Origin of the sequence: Eikenella halliae, assembly GCF_001648475.1 — a bacterium.
In the GTDB taxonomy this organism is placed as follows: Bacteria; Pseudomonadota; Gammaproteobacteria; order Burkholderiales; family Neisseriaceae; genus Eikenella; species Eikenella halliae.
In genome coordinates, this window is the sequence record NZ_LXSQ01000028.1 from 1 (window position 1) to 18,094 (window position 18,094).

Annotated in this window: 20 protein-coding genes, 1 tRNA gene and 1 pseudogene; 9 read left to right on the top strand and 13 right to left on the bottom strand. The window is 58.6% G+C overall.

Annotation, left to right across the window (positions count from 1 at the left end; genetic code table 11):
- From A7Q00_RS13065 to hemA, 3 genes and pseudogenes are all read right to left on the bottom strand, one after another.
- Positions 1 to 203: pseudogene (locus tag A7Q00_RS13065) on the bottom strand (IS1595 family transposase); the annotation flags it as partial.
- A gap of 195 nt (positions 204 to 398) precedes the next feature.
- Positions 399 to 665 carry a DUF4926 domain-containing protein gene (locus tag A7Q00_RS10880; RefSeq protein ID WP_064090562.1) on the bottom strand — a complete coding sequence of 89 codons (267 nt, stop codon included), beginning with the start codon at positions 663 to 665 and terminating at the stop codon, positions 399 to 401.
- 190 nt (positions 666 to 855) lie between these two features.
- Positions 856 to 2,112: a glutamyl-tRNA reductase gene (gene hemA, locus A7Q00_RS10885; RefSeq protein ID WP_064090563.1), complete on the bottom strand. Its 1,257-nt coding sequence runs from the start codon at positions 2,110 to 2,112 to the stop codon at positions 856 to 858.
- 126 nt (positions 2,113 to 2,238) lie between these two features.
- Between hemA and pdxH the strand changes: the two genes are divergently transcribed.
- Positions 2,239 to 2,871 (top strand): pyridoxamine 5'-phosphate oxidase, encoded by a 633-nt coding sequence (gene pdxH, locus A7Q00_RS10890; RefSeq protein ID WP_064090564.1) that lies wholly within the window; start codon positions 2,239 to 2,241, stop codon positions 2,869 to 2,871.
- A gap of 78 nt (positions 2,872 to 2,949) precedes the next feature.
- Here the strand turns inward: pdxH and A7Q00_RS10895 are convergent, their stop codons facing one another.
- Both A7Q00_RS10895 and A7Q00_RS10900 read right to left on the bottom strand, forming a co-directional pair.
- Positions 2,950 to 3,630 (bottom strand): type 1 glutamine amidotransferase domain-containing protein, encoded by a 681-nt coding sequence (locus A7Q00_RS10895; RefSeq protein ID WP_003778834.1) that lies wholly within the window; start codon positions 3,628 to 3,630, stop codon positions 2,950 to 2,952.
- Positions 3,631 to 3,822: 192 nt separating this feature from the next.
- Positions 3,823 to 4,053: a DUF2798 domain-containing protein gene (locus A7Q00_RS10900; protein ID WP_003784226.1), complete on the bottom strand. Its 231-nt coding sequence runs from the start codon at positions 4,051 to 4,053 to the stop codon at positions 3,823 to 3,825.
- 107 nt (positions 4,054 to 4,160) lie between these two features.
- On the opposite strand from A7Q00_RS10900, the gene A7Q00_RS10905 reads away from it, so the two are divergent.
- Complete coding sequence (locus A7Q00_RS10905; RefSeq protein WP_064090565.1) at positions 4,161 to 5,027, top strand: LysR family transcriptional regulator; 867 nt, start codon at positions 4,161 to 4,163, stop codon at positions 5,025 to 5,027.
- Positions 5,028 to 5,309: 282 nt separating this feature from the next.
- On the opposite strand, the gene A7Q00_RS10910 is transcribed toward A7Q00_RS10905, so the two are convergent.
- From A7Q00_RS10910 to A7Q00_RS13745, 6 genes are all read right to left on the bottom strand, one after another.
- Entirely contained in the window at positions 5,310 to 6,725 is a 1,416-nt protein-coding gene (locus tag A7Q00_RS10910) for an OmpP1/FadL family transporter (protein WP_064090566.1), read from the bottom strand.
- 366 nt (positions 6,726 to 7,091) lie between these two features.
- Positions 7,092 to 7,168: transfer RNA gene (locus tag A7Q00_RS10915), tRNA-Met, on the bottom strand.
- Between the two features lie 227 nt (positions 7,169 to 7,395).
- Complete coding sequence (gene rnhB, locus A7Q00_RS10920; RefSeq protein WP_064090567.1) at positions 7,396 to 7,980, bottom strand: ribonuclease HII; 585 nt, start codon at positions 7,978 to 7,980, stop codon at positions 7,396 to 7,398.
- Complete coding sequence (gene lpxB, locus A7Q00_RS10925) at positions 7,977 to 9,131, bottom strand: lipid-A-disaccharide synthase (RefSeq protein ID WP_064090568.1); 1,155 nt, start codon at positions 9,129 to 9,131, stop codon at positions 7,977 to 7,979. Before lpxB ends, rnhB begins: the two co-directional genes overlap by 4 nt.
- Before the next feature lie 383 nt (positions 9,132 to 9,514).
- Positions 9,515 to 11,095 (bottom strand): inorganic phosphate transporter, encoded by a 1,581-nt coding sequence (locus A7Q00_RS10930; RefSeq protein ID WP_064090686.1) that lies wholly within the window; start codon positions 11,093 to 11,095, stop codon positions 9,515 to 9,517.
- 105 nt (positions 11,096 to 11,200) lie between these two features.
- Entirely contained in the window at positions 11,201 to 11,368 is a 168-nt protein-coding gene (locus tag A7Q00_RS13745) for a hypothetical protein (protein WP_156503814.1), read from the bottom strand.
- Between the two features lie 198 nt (positions 11,369 to 11,566).
- On the opposite strand from A7Q00_RS13745, the gene A7Q00_RS10935 reads away from it, so the two are divergent.
- Positions 11,567 to 13,015 carry an aminoacyl-histidine dipeptidase gene (locus tag A7Q00_RS10935; protein ID WP_064090569.1) on the top strand — a complete coding sequence of 483 codons (1,449 nt, stop codon included), beginning with the start codon at positions 11,567 to 11,569 and terminating at the stop codon, positions 13,013 to 13,015.
- 277 nt (positions 13,016 to 13,292) lie between these two features.
- Positions 13,293 to 14,696 carry an amino acid permease gene (locus A7Q00_RS10940; protein ID WP_064090570.1) on the top strand — a complete coding sequence of 468 codons (1,404 nt, stop codon included), beginning with the start codon at positions 13,293 to 13,295 and terminating at the stop codon, positions 14,694 to 14,696.
- A gap of 120 nt (positions 14,697 to 14,816) precedes the next feature.
- On the opposite strand, the gene A7Q00_RS13750 is transcribed toward A7Q00_RS10940, so the two are convergent.
- Positions 14,817 to 15,017, bottom strand: a complete 201-nt coding sequence (locus tag A7Q00_RS13750; RefSeq protein ID WP_156503815.1) for a hypothetical protein — start codon at positions 15,015 to 15,017, stop codon at positions 14,817 to 14,819.
- Between the two features lie 15 nt (positions 15,018 to 15,032).
- Positions 15,033 to 15,152 (bottom strand): SEL1-like repeat protein, encoded by a 120-nt coding sequence (locus A7Q00_RS13755; protein ID WP_156503816.1) that lies wholly within the window; start codon positions 15,150 to 15,152, stop codon positions 15,033 to 15,035.
- A 195-nt stretch (positions 15,153 to 15,347) separates the two neighbouring features.
- Between A7Q00_RS13755 and A7Q00_RS10945 the strand changes: the two genes are divergently transcribed.
- Genes A7Q00_RS10945 through A7Q00_RS10960 form a run of 5 tightly spaced genes read left to right on the top strand, consistent with a single transcriptional unit; the run spans position 15,348 to position 18,078 of the window.
- The gene (locus tag A7Q00_RS10945) at positions 15,348 to 15,770 is read left to right on the top strand and encodes a hypothetical protein (RefSeq protein WP_064090571.1); all 423 of its coding nucleotides are present in this window, start codon (positions 15,348 to 15,350) and stop codon (positions 15,768 to 15,770) included.
- Positions 15,763 to 16,989: a beta-ketoacyl-ACP synthase gene (locus A7Q00_RS10950; RefSeq protein WP_064090572.1), complete on the top strand. Its 1,227-nt coding sequence runs from the start codon at positions 15,763 to 15,765 to the stop codon at positions 16,987 to 16,989. The genes A7Q00_RS10945 and A7Q00_RS10950 overlap by 8 nt, the downstream gene beginning before the upstream one ends.
- Positions 16,970 to 17,473 (top strand): hotdog family protein, encoded by a 504-nt coding sequence (locus A7Q00_RS10955; RefSeq protein WP_064090573.1) that lies wholly within the window; start codon positions 16,970 to 16,972, stop codon positions 17,471 to 17,473. The genes A7Q00_RS10950 and A7Q00_RS10955 overlap by 20 nt, the downstream gene beginning before the upstream one ends.
- Positions 17,454 to 17,582 (top strand): hypothetical protein, encoded by a 129-nt coding sequence (locus A7Q00_RS14200; protein ID WP_281179014.1) that lies wholly within the window; start codon positions 17,454 to 17,456, stop codon positions 17,580 to 17,582. The genes A7Q00_RS10955 and A7Q00_RS14200 overlap by 20 nt, the downstream gene beginning before the upstream one ends.
- Before the next feature lie 49 nt (positions 17,583 to 17,631).
- The gene (locus A7Q00_RS10960; RefSeq protein WP_064090574.1) at positions 17,632 to 18,078 is read left to right on the top strand and encodes a hypothetical protein; all 447 of its coding nucleotides are present in this window, start codon (positions 17,632 to 17,634) and stop codon (positions 18,076 to 18,078) included.
- Positions 18,079 to 18,094 lie beyond the last annotated feature (16 nt).

Below are 18,094 nucleotides of genomic sequence, written 5' to 3' on the forward strand. Positions count from 1 at the left end.
TCGACGGGGCCCTCGAAAACCTCATCGGCAGCCAAGGCCAAATGATGGCTGATGACCATGCGGATTTTACGGTAAAACAGAATAGCGGAGTTGGGCTGAATGCCCAAAATATCGGCAGCGGAACGGGCGGTAACTTGGAGTACGAAAAATTCAAGCAGTTTATTTTGAACTCTCTTGCTTAATTTACAATTGGTTATCTGCATTTTCGTAGCCTAGCATAACTACTAATCTACGTCAGCCCCTTTTTTAAATAAACGGAGCGGCCGCAATTCCCACCGTATTGGCGCTTGCTGTAGCCGTACAGTCTGCAGCCTTGCATCAGTGCTATTTGATTGGCAATGGCGGATTGGAGGCAATCATCCGGCCTTGATGCTTATGAAAAAGGCTACCTGAAAATTTCAGGTAGCCTCTTGCCTGGCTGTGCCAACAACCGGTGCGGCCTCGTTTGGGTTTTCGGGCAAGCTCTCTGAAACGGCTGCCCTTTTTAAATCCGATTTCCCGTTTAAGGCGAGCAGGGCTAAAGTTTCGCCGCTCCCGCCCACAAATTCGACTTCGTATTCATCATTCCCATATCTGTCCACAACCGCGCCGCGCATGCCTGCCCGCAGGCGCTGTTCGGGAAGGTCTTTAATCAGTTCGACCACATCCAATAATTGGTACGGCATAGCGCTGCTCCATCAAGGGTAACTCAAAATAAGGCGGCGGGCGGCAAGACGAACAGGGAAGGCGCCAAGGCGAGGCAACGCGGCAGGGTTGCGATTTTAATCAATCATATCAATAAAGCAGCCAGACAGCCTTCACAAAAGGCTACCTGAAACTTTCAGGTAGCCTCTCCTTCTTCCGGCAACAAGCACTTCAAGGGCGCGGTTTGTCCAGCCCGTACACCTGCACCAAGGCCTCGGTGAGGTGGGCGGTTTGGTTGTCTACTTTGGAAAGCGCGCTGGTGGGCGCATGCAGGAGTTTGTTGGTGAGCTGTACGGAAAGCCGCTCGAGCACCTCTTCGGCGGGCACGCCTTTGGCCAGCAGGCGGGTGGCGTTGTCCAGCACTTGCCGGCGGGCGCGTTCGCCTTCGTCGCGCAGGGCGCGGATCAGCGGCACGCTTTGGCGGCGGCGCTGCCAGCTCATGAATTCGGCCACTTTGGCGTTGACCATCTGCTCGGCTTCGGCGGCGGCGCGCTGCCGGGCGGCCTGGCCGCTGCTCACCACCTGCATCATGTCGTCTACCGTATAAAGATAGGCATCGCCCAAATCGGCCACTTCGGCTTCGATATCGCGCGGCACGGCCAAATCGAGCAGGAAAACGGGGCGGTGGCGGCGTTCGCGCAGGGCGCGTTCCACCATGCCTTTGCCGATAATCGGCAGCTGGCTGGCGGTGGAAGACACAATCACGTCGTATTGGTGCAGCCGCTGCGGCAGTTCGCTCAAGGGGCAGGCGGCGGCGGGCGCGGCCAATTTGTTGCACAATTCCTGCGCGCGCTCGGCGGTGCGGTTGGCCACGGTGATGCCGCGCGGCGATTTGGCGGCGAAATGGGTGGCCACCAATTCAATCATCTCGCCCGCGCCCACGAATAAAATATTCAATTCGCCGATGTCGGGGAAAATGCGGGCGGCCATTTTCACGGCGGCGGCGGCCATGCTCACCGAATTTTCGCCCACCGCCGTGCTGGTGCGCACTTCTTTGGCAATGGCGAAGGTTTTTTGGAACAGGGCATGCAGGGTGGAAGCCACCGTTTGCTGCTCCTGCGCCACGCGCACGGCGTTTTTGATTTGACCGAGAATCTGCGGCTCGCCCAGCACCATGCTGTCGAGCCCGCAGGATACGCGGAAAGCATGGCGCACGGCCGCTTCGGTTTGGTAGCGGTAGAGATAGGGTTCCAGCGTGCTGTTGGGAATCTTGCGGTAGTCGGCCAGCCAGCGCACAATATCGTCCGGCTCGCCCACGCAATAGAGTTCGGTGCGGTTGCAGGTGGACAAAATTACGGCTTCTTCAGCCGTGCGGCTGCCCACCAGCTCACGCAATGCTTCAGGCAGCGCGGCGGCAGCAAAAGCCAACCGCTCGCGTATGCTCAACGGAGCGGTTTGGTGATTCAAGCCGATGGCGGTAAGCTGCATGGCGGATTATCCCAAAAACCGAAACTGCGCTATTATAGCCAAACCGCACCGGATGGTGAATAAAATCTTTTAATAACTTCAAGATGATAGTGTTTATCAGTTAGCAATTTGAGAAAGGAGAAACCGATGGATTTGCACGATATCCGCGAAGACTACAGCAAGCAGGAGCTTTCCAAGGCCGATTGTGCCGATACGCCGCTGCCGCAATTTGAAAAATGGCTGAACGAAGCCATCCATTCCGCCGCCAAAGAGCCCACCGCCATGAGCGTGGCCACGGTGGATGAGGCCGGCCGGCCCAACAGCCGCATCCTGCTGTTGAAAGAGGTGAACGACCGGGGTTTTGTGTTTTTCTCCAACTACCAAAGCCGCAAAGGCCGAGCGCTGGCGGCACATCCGTTTGCCGCGCTCACCTTTTTCTGGCCGGAGCTGGAGCGGCAGGTGCGCGCCGAAGGGCGGGTGGAAAAACTGGATGCCAAATCTTCAGACGAATATTTCGCCAGCCGCCCCTACACCAGCCGCCTGGGCGCATGGGCCAGCGAGCAGAGCAGCGTGATTGCCGGCAAAAGCATCATCGTGGCACGCGCCGCAGCCGAAGCCGTGAAACACCCCCTGCACGTACCGCGCCCGCCGCATTGGGGCGGCTACCTGCTGATTCCCGACCGGGTGGAATTCTGGCAAGGCCGCCCCAGCCGCCTGCACGACCGCATCCAATACCGCCTAGAAGGCGATAAGTGGATTAAAGAGCGGCTCGCGCCGTAGTCCGGCTGCGGAAAAGGCTACCTGAAAGCAGCCTGCACTTCCATTTCCAAAGTGCAGGCTGCTTTTTTCAATACTTCATCAACCCAATGCCTTTGCCAACGCCACCCCTACGCCTTTGGCGGATGCCGGGTTTTGACCGGTAATCAGGCGGCCGTCCACCACCACGTTTTCCGCCCAGTTCGGCGCGGCATGGTGTTTTGCGCCGTGTTCAACGAGCGCGGTTTCCAGCAGGAAGGGGACGATTTTAGCTCCGCCCGTTGCTTCTTCTTCGGCGTTGGTGAAAGCGGCAACGTTTTTGCCGCTGACCAGATATTCGCCATTAGAAAGTTTCGCGTCCACCAGCGCGGCAGGGCCGTGGCAGACGGCGGCAACGATACCGCCGTTTTCGTACACTTCGCGGATAAGGCGTTGCGCGTCAAGGCTTTCGCGGAAATCCCACATCGTACCGTAGCCGCCGGTAAACAGAATGGCGGAATAGTCCGCGCCGTTCAGACCGCCCAGCCCGGGCGCAGCTTGCAAACGTTGTTGCAGGTCAGTTTGCTGCCAGTAATGGGCGTTCACGGGGTCATCCATATTCAGGCTGTCGGCATCAACGGGGGCGACTCCGGCTCGGATGGCGGCGATTTCGCTTCGGTGCCCGGCGGCTTCGGTTTCGTGCATGGGGTGCGTGAGTTCGGACAACCAAAAGCCGGTGGGCTGGCCGCTTGCACCTTTAACGGCATTGCTGGTTACAACGTAGAGAATGGGTTTGTCGGACATGTGTGTCTCCTGTCTGCAAGGTTGGTAAATAAAGGCTGGTTTTCAGAGGAGCTTTTGGCTGTATTCAGCCGTCTGAAATTTAAAAACAATATTAGTTTGTCTATGAAAAGCGGAGCTTTTGTGAAACTGAAAGCAGCCTGCACTTTGATGCAATTAGGGTTGTCACTGCTTTATTCATGTTTTCAGGTAGCCTCAATCCGCCACCGAAGCCGCCACCCATTTCACCACCAACGGCCGCACGCCGAGCAGGCTGGCGAATGCCACCGGCCAAGTAATCAAATATGATTTCAACAAGCGCTGCAGGTAGCCCGCGTCGATGCCGGTATTCAGAGCCACCAGCACCGCGCTCACAATCAGCACCATCACCGCCGAAGCGTAAAAAGAAAACAGTACGCCCGCGTATTTTTTCGGCAGTTTTTTCATCTCGTTCCCCTCAAAAAATCCATATCGTGCAGTTTATACCGTTTATAAAAACACGAAAATAAGATAAATTGGCAAACACAGCCAAAAAATGCACAAAGGAAGCAATAATGGATTGGGACTGGAACGGCATCCGCCACTTCACCACCCTTGTGGAAAAACAAACCCTTACCGCCGCTGCCGAACACCTAGACGTGCAGCACAGCACCGTTTCGCGGCAAATCGCCCAGCTGGAAAACGCACTCGGCCTGCGCCTGTTTGACCGCATCGGCAAACGCTACCTGCTCACCCCCGAAGGCGAACGGCTTTACCGCCATGCCTGCGAAATCTGCAAAGATATGAGCATGTTGCAGCGTACCGCGCGCGAACAGGCCGAGCTGCGGCACAGCGTCGTCATTTCCGCACCGCCATTCGTCGCCCGACTCCTGCTGATGCCCCACATTGCCGATTTCTACCGCAAACACAACGATATACGCCTTATTATTCAAAGCGATGCCGCACTCGCCGACCTGCACGACCGCCAAGCCGACATCGCTCTGCGCCTCGTCCGTCCCACCCAAAACGACCTTGCCGTGCGCCGTATCGCCCATTTCTCCTACCGCATCTACGGCCATGAAGGCTACCTGAAAACCATCCGCCGCGAAAACTGGCGTTTTGTACAAATTGCCGTAAACACCCGTTTTTCCCGCTGGTTTGCCGAACAAATCGGCGAAGATGCCGACATTTCCTTCGCCAGCAACGACTTCGCCGCTGTCAAACAAGCCGTGTGCGAACAAATCGGCATCGGTATCCTGCCTGATTTCGCTGTTTTCCCTGCCGACAGGCTGCATCCCGTCTCGCCCAATCCGGACGCACCTCCGCCCGAATTTGCGGCGGAACTCTTTTTGGTGATGCACGAAGACGTGCGCCGCAGCCCCAGCGTAAGAGCAGTGGCGGATTACTTCGGGGCGGTGTTTGGGAAAGAGGGTTCAGGCTGATTGAAAAACGGTTGCCGTGTTGAATCCGGGTTTTCAGGTAGCCTCGGGGATACAGCAGGCTACCTGAAAAACAAACGGCAATGTGATGGCTGGCGCTACAGATTGCCGGATACGAACGCTGGGCTTGCCCGGCTTCAGGCAGCCTCAAACCATACCGGCCGGATAAGGCGCAAACATACGGAAGGCTACCTGAAAATATCGGCTTCGCAGCAATTCGCTTTGCTTGTTTTACTGCGTTGAAGCCCATGTTTTCAGGTAGCCTTTTGGCTGTCATGAATCGAATTAGAATTTGTAAGTGTACTGCAAGCCTAAGATATGGGAGCGGCTTCTGAATTTGGCCGAACCGTGGGTGCGGCTGGACACGCAGGCTTGCGAGCCTGGGCCGGAGGCTGTGCCGCCGCACCAGCCGTTTACGTTGGCGGAGGTGTTTTTCACGTGCACATAGCTGTAGGCGAGGTTGAGGCTGTGCTGCTGATTGATGTCGTATTTGCCGCCGAAGGAGAACCAGAGGCGGTCGGCATCGGGCAGGGTGCTCATGCGGGTGTTGGCGCCGCGTACGGGGGATTGGTCGTAGGCGATACCGAAGCGCAGTTGCAGGGGGTCGGTGATTTGGTAAGACGCACCGAGCGAGAGTTTATAGGTGTTGCGCCACTGGGGGGTGAGGATGGTTTGGTTGCTGCGGGCAAGGCCGCCGGTTTGCGGGTTGGCCACGGCTTTGCTATTGCCGAAATTCAGCTCGGCGCGGTTGAAGCGGGAGTGGCGCGTCCAGGTGGCGTCGCCATAGAGCGACCAGCGCGGCGTGAGTTTGTACATGCCGTGCAGGGAGAGGAATTCGGGGGTAACGATGCGCACGTTGGCGGCTTCGGATTCGGCATAGCCGTTGGCGCGGATGGCATTGGAAAGTGTGCCGCCCATCGGGGTTTGGAAGGCCGCGCCCACCAGTTTCCATTCGGCATCGCCGCGCAGGTTGTGGCTGACTTTGGAGCGGTAGTTTGCGCCCAAACGCAGGGAGTCGTTCACGTCCCACAGCCAGGCGAGGTTGTAGCCGAAGCCCCAATCGCTGCCTTCCACGCTGGCATAGCCGTCGGCAAAGCCGTTGCGGCGCAGCGGGGGGAAGGCGCCGAAGTTGGCATATTGGCGCAAATTGGCGGTGGTGTGCTGCGCCACCAGGCCGAGGGCAACGGAATGCCGGTCGTTGATTTTATAGGCAATGGTGGGCTGGATGGCGATGGTTTTCACGCTCAACTCGTTCAGGTTGTAGCGCAACACGGCATCATGCTGGTATTCGGTGCCGGAGCCGAAGGGAACGTACATGCCCAAGCCGAGGGCAAGGCTGTCGTTTAGGCGGTGCGACACATAAAAATGCGGCGCAACCACCAGGCTTTTCGGGCGGATGTTGCCGGAAGTAGCGCCTTGTACGAGTTGGTTGGTGCCGGGGTAGTAGGCTTCGGCATCGCTGTATTTCACGCTGGGCGCAACAAGGTTGACGTTGATGCTGACCTGCGTGCCTTCGAGTTGGGTGAGGCCGGCCGGGTTGTGGAACAGGGTGGAAGGATCGGCGGCTTCGGCGGAGGAAGAGTTGGCCGTGGATTGGCTGCTCACGGATTGAGTGCCGAAATGGTAGCCGGAAGCCCAGGCCTGGGCGGAGAAAGTGGTGGCCAGCAACAGGGCTAGGCGGGAGAAATGGCGGGTTGTCATGATGTATTCGGTTGAAGGAAAAGCTGTTTATCGATTAACGGGCATATTTTCAGGTAGCCTTGTGAAGGGGCTACCTGAAACATGATGCCGTATGGCCAAACATCTGCTTCCCACGGTTTGCTGCCCGGCAGAATCATGCGGCTGTTTGGCTCTTAACGTTGAATAACTATTCTACAGGAAACTTGATGCAACAATAAAACCCGGCCGCCGAAACAGCAGGGTTTGGTTATGTTAGGATTGGTAAAATTCCAACAGATTGCCGGCGCAAGACCGAATTGTGCCACATTGTTTCACTTTTTGAGAATGTGCGGGCATAAAATTGCCGGAATGAAAAACCTCCCGGCAACTTGCCGAGAGGTTTGAAATTGGTTGCGGGGGCAGGATTTGAACCTACGACCTTCGGGTTATGAGCCCGACGAGCTACCATGCTGCTCCACCCCGCGTCAGGGAAGGCGAACTATACGCGCCTTGGCGGAGCTTGTCAAGTTTGTGCGTCACCTAAAGGCTATTGGCCTGCATGGTTTGATTAATTTTGTTTGCGTAATTTGGCTGTTCTGCCCAGCAGGCTACCTGAAAGCGATGTCTTGGCGAAGCCAAGGCTGAGCTTCTGCGAAGCTAAAGCGATGCTTTGGCAAGGGCAAAGCTCAGTTTCTGCGGACGCCAACCTGATTCACTCAAACAGCCGCCCCTGCGCCAAGATTTCCCGCACCGGAGCAAAACTGCGGCGGTGTTCGGGCAGGGCGCCGTGGCGCTGCAGGGCGGCGAGGTGTTCGGCGGTGCCGTAGCCTTTGTGCCGCTCGAAGCCGTATTGCGGGTAGCGTTCGGCCAGGGCATACATTTCCGCGTCGCGCGCGGTTTTGGCCAGCACGGAGGCGGCGGAAATCTGGATGATTTTGCTGTCGCCTTTGATCACGGCTTCGGCCTCGCAGCCCAAATCGGGCGGCACGCGGTTGCCGTCTATCCACGCTTTTTCAGGTAGCCTTTCCAGCCCGTGTACGGCGCGACGCATGGCCAGCATGGTGGCGTGCAGGATGTTGAGCCGGTCGATTTCTTCCACCGAGGTGGTGGCCACGCACCAGGCCAGCGCCTGCTGTTTAATCAACACCGCCAATTCGTCGCGGCGGCGTTCGCTCAGTTTTTTCGAGTCGGTAAGCCCCGGCAAATCGTATTTGTCCGGCAGCACTACGGCGGCGGCAAACACGTTGCCGACCAAAGGCCCGCGTCCGGCTTCGTCCACGCCGGCCTGCCAAATCATGGGTTTGCCCCCGCGGAGGCCAATACAGCCGCTGCGGCTTCGGCGGCGGTGTCTTTGAGCAATAAATGGTGAAGCTCGGTGAAATCCTGCTGCAGCGCGGCGGTTTTCTCCGGCGAGCGATACCAATCCAGCAGCGCGGCGGCCAGCTTTTCCGGCTCGGCATCGTGCTGCAGCAGCTCCGGCACGGCGGCGCGGCCGAGCAGCACGTTGGGCAGCCCCACATAGGGCACTTTGATTTTGTGCTTCACCAGCGCATAGGTGAGCGGCGAGATTTTGTAGCTGATTACCATCGGCCGTTTGCACAGTGCCACTTCCAGCGTGGCCGTGCCGCTGGTAACCAGCACCGCATCGGCCGCCGTGCAGGCTTGCGCCGTGCCGCCCGGGAGCAGTTGCAAGGGCAGGCGGCAATACGGCTCGGCGGCGAGCAGACTTTGCAGGCGCGTGCGGGAGGCTTCGGTGGCGTAGGGCAGCAGGAACTGCGCCTCGGGAATTTGTTGCCGCACCAGCTGAGCGGCTTGCAGAAACAGCGGTGCCATATAGTCGATTTCGCTCACGCGGCTGCCGGGCAGCAGGGCGAATACGGGCTGTGTTTCAGGTAGCCCCAACTCGCGGCGGGCGGCGGCGCGATCGGCTTCCAGGGGCAGGGTTTGCGCCAACGGGTGCCCCACAAATCGCGCCCGCCCGCCGGCTTGTTGGTATAGCTCCGGCTCCATCGGGAACAGGCACAGCACTTCATCTGCCTGCTGCACGATTTTATGCACCCGCTCGCGCCGCCACGCCCACACCGAAGGGCTCACATAATGCAGCGTGGGGATGCCCACGGCCTTGAGCGTGGCAGCCACGCCCAGATTGAAATCCGGCGCGTCGATGCCCACGAATACGTCTGGCCGCTGCCGTTTCATTTCGGCAATCAAGCCCTTGCGGATGCGCCAAATCGAGGGCAGGTTTTTCAGCACCTCCACATAGCCGCGCACCGCCAGCGTTTCTTGGTTGAACAGGCTTTTTAGCCCCGCCACCTGCATACGCGGGCCGCCGATGCCGGTAAACCGCGCCTGCGGGCAGCGCGCGCGGACGGCCTCAATCAGGTGCGCGCCGAGCAAGTCGCCCGAGGCCTCGCCTGCGCACAGGGCGATAAGGGGGGAAGTGTTCATGGTGGGAGCGGTTGGAAATGAAGATGCGGTATTGTACCGAATAATGCGGTTGCGGACGGCTGGAACGTTGAAGGCTACCTGAAAATTTTAGCTTCGCCGGAATTTCACTTTGGTTGCGCCAGAGCCTCGTTTGAACTGCGTTGAAGCTTGCGTTTTAGCTTCGCAGAAGCTTGGCCTTGTCTTTGCCGAGACATCGCTTTCAGGTAGCCTCAAATCCGTTTCGATGGCTGCAAAAAAGGCTACCTGAAACCGGCGGCAGCTGTTTTCAGGTAGCCTTTATAGCGAATTAACAAAAACCAGTACAGCGTTGCCTCGCCTTGCCGTAACGTGTGTACTGTCTTCGGCTCGCCGCCTTGTCCTGATTTAAATTTAATCCACTATAATCAGAAAATTGCGTTCAGAATGATAAAGCAAATCGAAGCCAGCAGGCCGGCGGCCGGCACGGTGATGACCCAGGCCAAGGCAATCGGCTTCATCAGCCGCCAGTTGGCATTGCGGTTGACCAGCCCAATGCCGAGTACGGCGCCTACGAGGATGTGGGTGCTGGATACGGGCAGCCCCAGCGCGGAGGCCAGCATCACGACGGTGGCGGCGGAGAGCTCGGCCACGAAGCCGGAGGAGGGGTGCATTTTGGCCAGGTTTTCGCCCACGGTGGCAATCACTTCCCGCCCGATAAACCACAGCCCCACCACCAGCGACACGCCGAAGGTGAGCATGGTGATTGTCGGAATGTCGCCGCTGCTGCCGATGGTGCCGCTGCGCAGCACGTCCATGATGGCGGCAAACGGGCCGATGGCGTTGGCGATGTCGTTCGAGCCGTGGCTGAAGGCAAAGCAGCAGGCGGTGAATACTTGCAGCCAGCTGAACATGATGAAGGTGGCGCGGTCGAGGTTGGCGCCGGTTCTCAGGGTGCGGGCGTAGGCAAACGTGCCCATCCACAATACCGCGCCCACCATGCCGACGATTAATAGGTTATCCAGCGTGCTCAGGCCCAAGTTGAGGTGTTTCAGGCCTTTAAACAGCAGCATCGCGGCCATCACCATGCCGCCCACCGCGCCCGCCAGCGGCACCCACAGGCGGAGGGCGCGGAAGGCGTTGATTTCGTCTTTGCGGCAGTCGATTTCGTGCAGGCCGCGATAATAGTCGGACGCCAGCTCTTCAGGCCGGTAGTTGCCTTCGTTGTAAAGCTGGGCGTCGCGAACGATGGTGGCGGTGTAGGCCATCTGCTGCAATTCGCTCATCTGCTCGAAGCGCGTTTTGTGCTCTTTTTTGTAGGCCAATTTCTGCTTGCGCAGGCGCTGCACATGGCGGTTGGAGGCCACGTTGTAGCCCAGGATATAGGTTTTGATGTTTTTAAACACCAAATAGGAAGTGACCCCGCCCAAGAGCGGCGAGAGCACCCAGGAAATGGCAATTTCGCCGATTTTTTCCCAGCGCACCATGTTCAAACCGGCCAGGCCGCTGTTGTAAAAGCCCAAAACCAGCGCCGCGCCCACGATGCCGCCGATGATGGAATGTGTGGTGGATACCGGCAGGCCTTTTTGCGAGGCAAACAGCAGCCACAGCGAGGCGGCGGCCAGCGCGGCCATCATGATGTAAACAAACTGCACCGGCTCCAGCGCCATGCCGCCCAAATCCACAATGCCGTTGCGGATGGTGTCGGTTACGCCGCCGCCGGCCAGCATTGCGCCGCTCACTTCAAACACTGCTGCCACGGCCAGCGCTTGCGGGATGCTCAGCGTGCCGGCGCCCACCGAAGTGCCGAAGGAGTTGGCCACATCGTTGCCGCCGATGTTGAACGCCATAAAGATGCCGAACAGTGCGGCGAGCACGAACAGCGCGGAATGGTGGTGTTGGATATAGCCCAGCCCCCAATAGATGAAATAGCAGGACACGCCGAACAGCACGGCCATACCGATGAAATTGACGCTTTTCAAACGCAGCTGGGCAGAAGAACCGGGCATGGTGAAGGCTTCGCAAACAAAATGTTGAATAGGGCGGCTGCACATATAGTGGGTTGAAGTCGGAATGGGCAAGACGAGCCGACGCAGTAGCATTCTTATGCTCGTTCACTCTATATTCGGCGCAGCCGGGAAAACGGGGCGATTATACCAAAAGCCCATAGCGGCACGATAAAAATAGGCTACCTGAAACACTGCTTGAACATTCAAACCATCCGCCCGCTCGGAGCATTGAAATTCGCTGTCGCCTGCGGCGATGAAGTTTCCATGTTTCATGCCGGAATCGTAAGCCTTTGGGAAACTTTGGCAAGAAGGCCGATAAGTAGGTTGCTCAAGGCATTTCCCCGGCTTGCCTACTGTGCGATGCGGGTTTAAACTCAGGCCGTTTATTCGCGCCGATGCGTTTGCCAAACGGTATCGGCTTTTGCTTTAGCTACATTTTCAGGTAGCCCTATCATTCCCAAAGGAGACCTCATGAATCCGCTTCATTCTTTGCAGCCGCAAGCCGTTTGGCAGTGGTTTGCCGATATTTGCGCCATTCCGCACCCCACTTATCAAGAAGCCGCGCTGGCCGAAATGATTGTTGCCCGCGCCAAGGAAAAAGGCCTGGCGGTGCAGCAAGACGAAAAAGGCAATATTTATATCCGCAAGCCGGCGCAGGGTGCGGGCATGGCCGATAAGCCCGGCGTGATTTTGCAGGGGCACATCGATATGGTGGCGCAAAAAACTCCCGATTCGCCGCACAATTTCGCCACCGACCCCATCCGGCCGCAAATCATCGACGGCTGGGTGTACGCCACGCAAACCACGCTGGGCGCGGATAACGGCCTCGGTTCGGCCATGGGCTTGGCCGTGGCTTTTGCCGACGATATCGAACACCCGCCCTTGGAAGTGCTGCTCACGGTGGAAGAAGAAATCGGCATGGACGGCGCGCGCCAAATGCGTGGCGACTTACTGCAAGGCCGCTATTTGATCAACTTGGATACCGAAGAAGCCGGTTGCGTGTATGTGGGCTGCGCGGGCGGGCGTGATGCCGATTTGAGCCTGCCTTTCGCCGCCGAAGCCGCCGACGGGCAGCATGTGCGCATTACCGTGTCCGGCTTGTTGGGCGGGCATTCCGGTATCGATATTCACCGCGGCCACGGCAACGCCATCAAGGTGTTGGCCGACCTGTTGGCACGCCTGCCGGAAGAAAGCGGCTGGCGGCTGGCCGCCTTCCACAGCGGTGCGTTGCGCAACGTGATTCCTTCCGAGGCAGAAGCCGAAATCGTGCTGCCCCAGGCATTTATCGGCGCGCTGACCGAACTGGCCGACACCGTGCGTGCCGAAACGCAAAACGAATTGGGCAAGTTTGCCGACAAACTGGCGATTCAGGTAGCCCCGATCGGCCAGGGCGCACAGGCCGCCGGCCATGCCGAGAGCCGCCGCATGATTGATTTGCTCGTGGCCGTTCCCAGCGGCGTGCTCAAATGGAGTGAAGAGTTCGACGGCGTGGTGGACACTTCCAACTGCCTAAGCGTGGTGCACACGAAAGACGGCAAATTTACCGCCTCCATGCTGCTGCGTTCGCTGCGCGAACGGCCGAAAGACGACTTCTGCCGCCTGCTCGGCTCAATCGCCCGCCTCTCCGGCGCTGCGCTGCACACCGATCAGGACTACACCGGCTGGGAGCCGCATATGTCGTCTGCCTTGCTGCAGAAAACCATCGAATCCTTCGTCGCCGTGCGCGGGCAGCAGCCGCAAATCGAAGTGGTACACGCCGGCCTGGAATGCGGCCTGATGCAGAAACACCTGCCGCACACCGAAATGATTTCCTTCGGCCCCACCATCAAAGGCGCGCACTCGCCCAAAGAGCGGGTGCAGATTGATACCGTGGAAGAGTGCTGGCGCATTTTGCTGGATTTACTCAAACGGATTGCTTAACGAATTGATCCAAGCATTGAAAATTCCTGCCGACCAGCGGTTTTGGTCGGCATTTTTCATGCAAAATTATATTTTTTAGGGGAAATACATGCCGAAAAACGGCTTGGAAAGGGTTTTTAAACGGCAATAACCTAATATTATTCATAGAAATCAGTTGCCTGCGCGCCATTTGCTGGGTTATATTCCGTTCCGGGCTGCCGAAATGTTTCGGCGGCCGATTAAATTAGAGCAGATGAAGTTCACATTTCATCTGCAATAGGAAGTACAAAGGAATACCATGAGCACCAACCAAGAAACCCCGCATAGCCTGCAACGCAACCTGAAAAACCGCCACCTGCAACTCATCGCCATCGGCGGCGCCATCGGCACCGGCCTGTTTATGGGTTCGGGCAAAACCATCCATCTGGCCGGCCCCTCCGTTATCCTCACCTACATCATCATCGGCGCTTTCCTGTTTTTCATCATGCGCGCCATGGGCGAGCTGCTGCTTTCGAACTTGGAATATAAATCCTTCACCGATTTCACCCACGATTTGCTCGGCCCGGCCGCCGGTTTCTTTGTGGGCTGGACATACTGGTTCTGCTGGGTCGTTATCGGCATGGCCGACATCATCGCCATTACGGGCTATACGCAGTTTTGGTGGCCGGATGTGCCGCTGTGGCTGCCCGGGCTTTTCTGTATCGTGGTGATGGCGGGCATGAACCTGCTCACGGTGAAACTGTTCGGCGAAATGGAATTTTGGTTTGCATTGATTAAAATCATCGCCATTTTGCTGCTGGTGGTGGTTGGTCTGTTCTTGGTGTTCACCGGATTTATCGACCCCTCTTCCGGCGAAAAGGCTTCGTTTGCGCACTTGTGGAACAAAGGCGGCTTCTTCCCGAACGGCATCGGCGGCTTCTTCTCCGCCTTCCAAATCGCCGTATTTGCCTTTGTCGGCATTGAATTGGTCGGCACGGCGGCAGCGGAAACCAAAGACCCGGAAACCAACCTGCCCAAAGCCATCAACCGCATCCCCGTCCGCATTATCGTGTTTTATGTGCTGGCGCTGGGCGTGATCATGACGGTAACGCCGTGGAGCGAAATCGACCCTGCCAAAAGCCCATTCGTGAACATGTTCACCCTTATCGGCATCCCGATTGCCGCAGGTTTGGTGAACTTGGTGGTGCTCACTTCCGCCCTCTCTTCCGCCAACGGCGGCATGTTCTCCACCGGCCGTATGCTCTACGGCCTCTCCGAAGCCGGCGTGGCGCCGCGCATGTTTGCCCGCCTCAACCGTAACGGCGTGCCCGCCACCGGCCTGCTCTATTCCTGCCTCTACCTCATCGTGGCCGTATTCCTGCTGTATCAGGAGGGCGACATCATGGCCATGTTCACCGTGGTCACCACCCTCTCCAGCATCGGCTTCATTTTCGTGTGGGCGATTATCCTGCTGGCCTACCTCAAATATCGCAAAACCCGCCCGCATCTGCACGAAAAATCCATCTATAAGCTGCCCGGCGGCACTGCTATGGTGTGGCTGTGCCTCGCCTTCCTCGTCTTCGTGCTGGTGCTCTTCTCGCGCGATGCCGATACCCGGCTGGGGCTGATGTGCATGCCCATCTGGTTTGCCGCCTGCGCCGTGCTGTATTGGTTGCTGTACCACCGCAAACACAGCGGCAATCAAACCTTGCCGCCGCAATAAGGACTTACCCAAAGAAAGGCTACCTGAAAATTTTCAGGTAGCCTTTTTGAATTGAATGGCTGAAATATAGCGAATGAACAGAAGCGTTATCGTGGCTCACCGCCTTTTCCTATTTTGATCTTATCCGCTCATTGCACGGGAGACGACTGCCCCGATTGCGCAATTTTGGCCGGGCTGGAGGAACGTTAGGCGGCGGTGGCAGAATGGGAAAAGGCTACCTGAAAACTTGAGCTTCAACGAAGCGGAAAGTTTCAGGTAGCCTTCAGCGTTGAGGCTACCTGAAAAATATAACGCACGTTTTTCAGGTAGCCTTTCGGGCATGGGGCAGCCTGCCCGTTATTTAATCAGCTGCCGCAGTTTGGTTTTCGCCCCTACATGGTCGAGGCTGGCGGCTTGCTGATACAAAGCCAAGGCTTTCACGAGATCGCGCGGTATGCCCCGGCCTTGTTCATACAATTAAGCCTAGCTTGATTTGGGCAAAATCATCACTTTAGGCAGCGGCTTTTTCATACCAGGCGCGGGTTTGGGTGTAGCCCTACCTCATGCAGCAGTTTTTTCGTACCAGACAGCCCAATCTTTGCTTTCCAAGCAGCCGCGCCCGGCTTCGTCTATAATCCCGCCTTTCTTCCCGCCCCGAAAGGCTACCTGAACATGACTTTGCCGAAATTCCTCACCCCCCTTTTGGCCGCGCTGCTGCTTGCCGCCTGCGGTGCCACTTTCGCGCCGCAGGATTTGCCGCATTTGGCGGCGGGCGAGAGCCGCCGTTTCAAGCTGGAGCGGCTGGATGAAACCGGCACGGCGGATCAGGTGTCGCTGTTGGTGGTGCAGGGCGAGGCGGGTGAGCAGTCGCGTTGGATTCAAACCGATGCGTTCGGTGCGCCGCTGGCGCGTTTGCTGGCCACGCCGGGCGGCTGGCGGCGCGACGGCTTTGTGCCGCCGAACCATGCCGCGCAGGCGGTGTTCACGGCGATGTTCCCGCTGTTGGAAAACGGTTTTTCAGACGGCCGGCCGCGCGAGTTGGAAGGCGGCGGGGCGAAATGGCGGCTGACGCCTTTGGGAGAGAATGATGAATAAGGCACGGGCATACCTCGGCCGGCCGGGTTTGGTGTCGGCTTTGGGCAGCGGTTTGGCGGAGCATTTGGATGGTCTGTTGAGGCCGTCTGAAAACAGCCCGCTCACGTTTTCCAGCGAATGGGTGAAGGGCAAAAACCGTGCCTTCGGCGCGGTAAACCGGCCGTTGCGGGCATTTCCCGACAATCTGCCCGCCGAACACCGCAGCCGCAACAATCAATTGCTGTGGGACGCTTTGGCGCAAATCGAGCCGCAGATTCAGGCAGCCCTCAGCCGCTACGGCGCGGACAGAATCGGCGTGGTCATCGGCACGTCGGTAGGCGGCGCGGATGAAAATATCCCGCTGTTCCAACATGTTGCCGACGGCGGCGGCTGGGCGGACATTCCGTTCAAACAGCAGGCGCAACTGCTTTCCTCGCCCGCCGATTTTGCCGCGGCGACGTACGGCCTGCGGGGCGCGTGTTACGGCGTGTCCACCGCCTGTACCTCCGGCGCGCGGGCGCTCATCAGTGCGGCACGGCTGCTGCGGCTGGGCGTGTGCGATGCTGTGTTGTGCGGCGGCGTGGACACGCTCTCGCCGCTCACTATCAACGGTTTCGCCTCGCTGGAAGTACTTTCAGACGGCATTGCCAACCCGTTTTCGCGCAACCGCAACGGCATCAACATCGGCGAAGCCGCCGCCGTGTTCGTGATGACCCGCGAAGACGACGGCGAGAGCCTGCCGCTCTTGGGCTACGGCGCCAGCAGCGACGCCCATCATATGTCGTCCCCGCGCCCCGACGGACTCGGCGCGACGCAGGCTTTTCAGGCTGCCTTAAAACACGCCGCCCTTGCGCCCGCACAAATCGGCTGGATCAACCTGCACGGCACCGGCACGCTGCTCAACGACGGCATGGAAAGCCGCGCCGTGGCCGAAGTGTTCGGCAGCCACACCGCCGCCACTTCCACCAAACCGCTTACCGGCCACACCCTCGGCGCAGCCGGCGCGCTCGAAGCCGCCTTCGTATGGGGCATCGCCAGCCGCCGCGACAACCCCGAAGGCAGCCTGCCGCCCCAACTGTGGGACGGTCAAGCCGACCCCGAACTGCCCTCAATCGCGCTCACCGTTTCAGGCAACCGGTGGCCGCAAGGGCGGCGCATCGGCGCGAGTTCGTCGTTTGCCTTCGGCGGCAACAACAGCGTCCTCATCATCGGAGAAGAACATGCCCCAATGCCCGATTAAACAACCCGCCGCCCTCTTGCCACACAGCGGCCGCATGGTGCTGCTGGACGAAGTTTTATCCTACGACGACAACAACCTGTACGCCGTCTGCACCATCCGGCCCGACTGCATCCTGCTCCCCGACGGCACAAACGCCCTGCCCGGCTGGCTCGGCCTCGAAATCATGGCGCAAGGCGTGGGCGCATGGGCAGGCGCGCACGCGCTGGATGCCGGCCGCCCCGTGCAGCTCGGCTTTCTGCTCGGCACCCGCAAGCTCACCTTCGGGCTACCTGAAATCCCTGTCGGCATCGTGCTCGACGTACAAATCAACCTATCCTGGCAAGACAACGCCACCAACATGGGCGTGTTCGACTGCACCCTCGCCTGCCGCACCCCGCCCCCCGGCCGCGACGACCCCGCCCCCGGCACGCTGCTCCTCTCCGGCGCGCTCAACGTATTCAGCCCCACCAGCCGCGAGGCTTTGGATGCGATTTTGGGGCGGTAACGGTTTCCGCCCCGCCAAACCCGCCGCATGGCGTTTTCAGGTAGCCTTCCTCCGGCCAGTTTTCAGGCTACCTGAAATTAAGCGCGGCAAGCATAGCAATGCGGGATGAGGGTTTGCCTGCACATTCTGCGCCAAACTGAAGCCGAATCAAAAACAAAATGAAGCTCAACTCCGAAAACGGCAGCATTACCCTGCCGGACGGCAACATCATCACCGCGCATACCGCCTTGTCTGACTTGGCCGCCCGGTATCCCCAAGCCCGCCCGTTCGTCCCATACGCCGGAACCACCCATTTCGGGCTGTCGTTTGCCGACACGTTTCGGCAATACACCGTTGCCGCACGCTTCGGGCAGGAGCGGCTGGACAGCGTGTCGGTATTTTTCTGCCCGATAGGCGAAGACAACAGCTGGGAAGTATGGACGGAAGCGCGCGAACTGCAACGCAGGCAGGAATTCGACCGCTGGCTGGACAAACAGATCGGCAGCGCGCCCTGCACCGTTCAAATATCGGCCGCAGGCAAATGCCGCCGCTTCGCATGGGGCAGCGCAGGCGCGTATTACCACAAACAAGACGGCAGCACGGCGATTATTGTCAGCTACCGCTGAATACGCGTGTAGACGG

Bases quoted from the DNA above. Each gene is read 5' to 3' on its own strand.
- A7Q00_RS10880 (WP_064090562.1), bottom strand. From the start codon at position 665: ATGCCGTACCAATTATTGGATGTGGTCGAACTGATTAAAGACCTTCCC.
- hemA (WP_064090563.1), bottom strand. From the start codon at position 2,112: ATGCAGCTTACCGCCATCGGCTTGAATCACCAAACCGCTCCGTTGAGC.
- pdxH (WP_064090564.1), top strand. From the start codon at position 2,239: ATGGATTTGCACGATATCCGCGAAGACTACAGCAAGCAGGAGCTTTCC.
- A7Q00_RS10895 (WP_003778834.1), bottom strand. From the start codon at position 3,630: ATGTCCGACAAACCCATTCTCTACGTTGTAACCAGCAATGCCGTTAAA.
- A7Q00_RS10900 (WP_003784226.1), bottom strand. From the start codon at position 4,053: ATGAAAAAACTGCCGAAAAAATACGCGGGCGTACTGTTTTCTTTTTAC.
- A7Q00_RS10905 (WP_064090565.1), top strand. From the start codon at position 4,161: ATGGATTGGGACTGGAACGGCATCCGCCACTTCACCACCCTTGTGGAA.
- A7Q00_RS10910 (WP_064090566.1), bottom strand. From the start codon at position 6,725: ATGACAACCCGCCATTTCTCCCGCCTAGCCCTGTTGCTGGCCACCACT.
- rnhB (WP_064090567.1), bottom strand. From the start codon at position 7,980: ATGATTTGGCAGGCCGGCGTGGACGAAGCCGGACGCGGGCCTTTGGTC.
- lpxB (WP_064090568.1), bottom strand. From the start codon at position 9,131: ATGAACACTTCCCCCCTTATCGCCCTGTGCGCAGGCGAGGCCTCGGGC.
- A7Q00_RS10930 (WP_064090686.1), bottom strand. From the start codon at position 11,095: ATGCCCGGTTCTTCTGCCCAGCTGCGTTTGAAAAGCGTCAATTTCATC.
- A7Q00_RS13745 (WP_156503814.1), bottom strand. From the start codon at position 11,368: ATGAAACATGGAAACTTCATCGCCGCAGGCGACAGCGAATTTCAATGC.
- A7Q00_RS10935 (WP_064090569.1), top strand. From the start codon at position 11,567: ATGAATCCGCTTCATTCTTTGCAGCCGCAAGCCGTTTGGCAGTGGTTT.
- A7Q00_RS10940 (WP_064090570.1), top strand. From the start codon at position 13,293: ATGAGCACCAACCAAGAAACCCCGCATAGCCTGCAACGCAACCTGAAA.
- A7Q00_RS13750 (WP_156503815.1), bottom strand. From the start codon at position 15,017: ATGCCCGAAAGGCTACCTGAAAAACGTGCGTTATATTTTTCAGGTAGC.
- A7Q00_RS10945 (WP_064090571.1), top strand. From the start codon at position 15,348: ATGACTTTGCCGAAATTCCTCACCCCCCTTTTGGCCGCGCTGCTGCTT.
- A7Q00_RS10950 (WP_064090572.1), top strand. From the start codon at position 15,763: ATGAATAAGGCACGGGCATACCTCGGCCGGCCGGGTTTGGTGTCGGCT.
- A7Q00_RS10955 (WP_064090573.1), top strand. From the start codon at position 16,970: ATGCCCCAATGCCCGATTAAACAACCCGCCGCCCTCTTGCCACACAGC.
- A7Q00_RS14200 (WP_281179014.1), top strand. From the start codon at position 17,454: ATGCGATTTTGGGGCGGTAACGGTTTCCGCCCCGCCAAACCCGCCGCA.
- A7Q00_RS10960 (WP_064090574.1), top strand. From the start codon at position 17,632: ATGAAGCTCAACTCCGAAAACGGCAGCATTACCCTGCCGGACGGCAAC.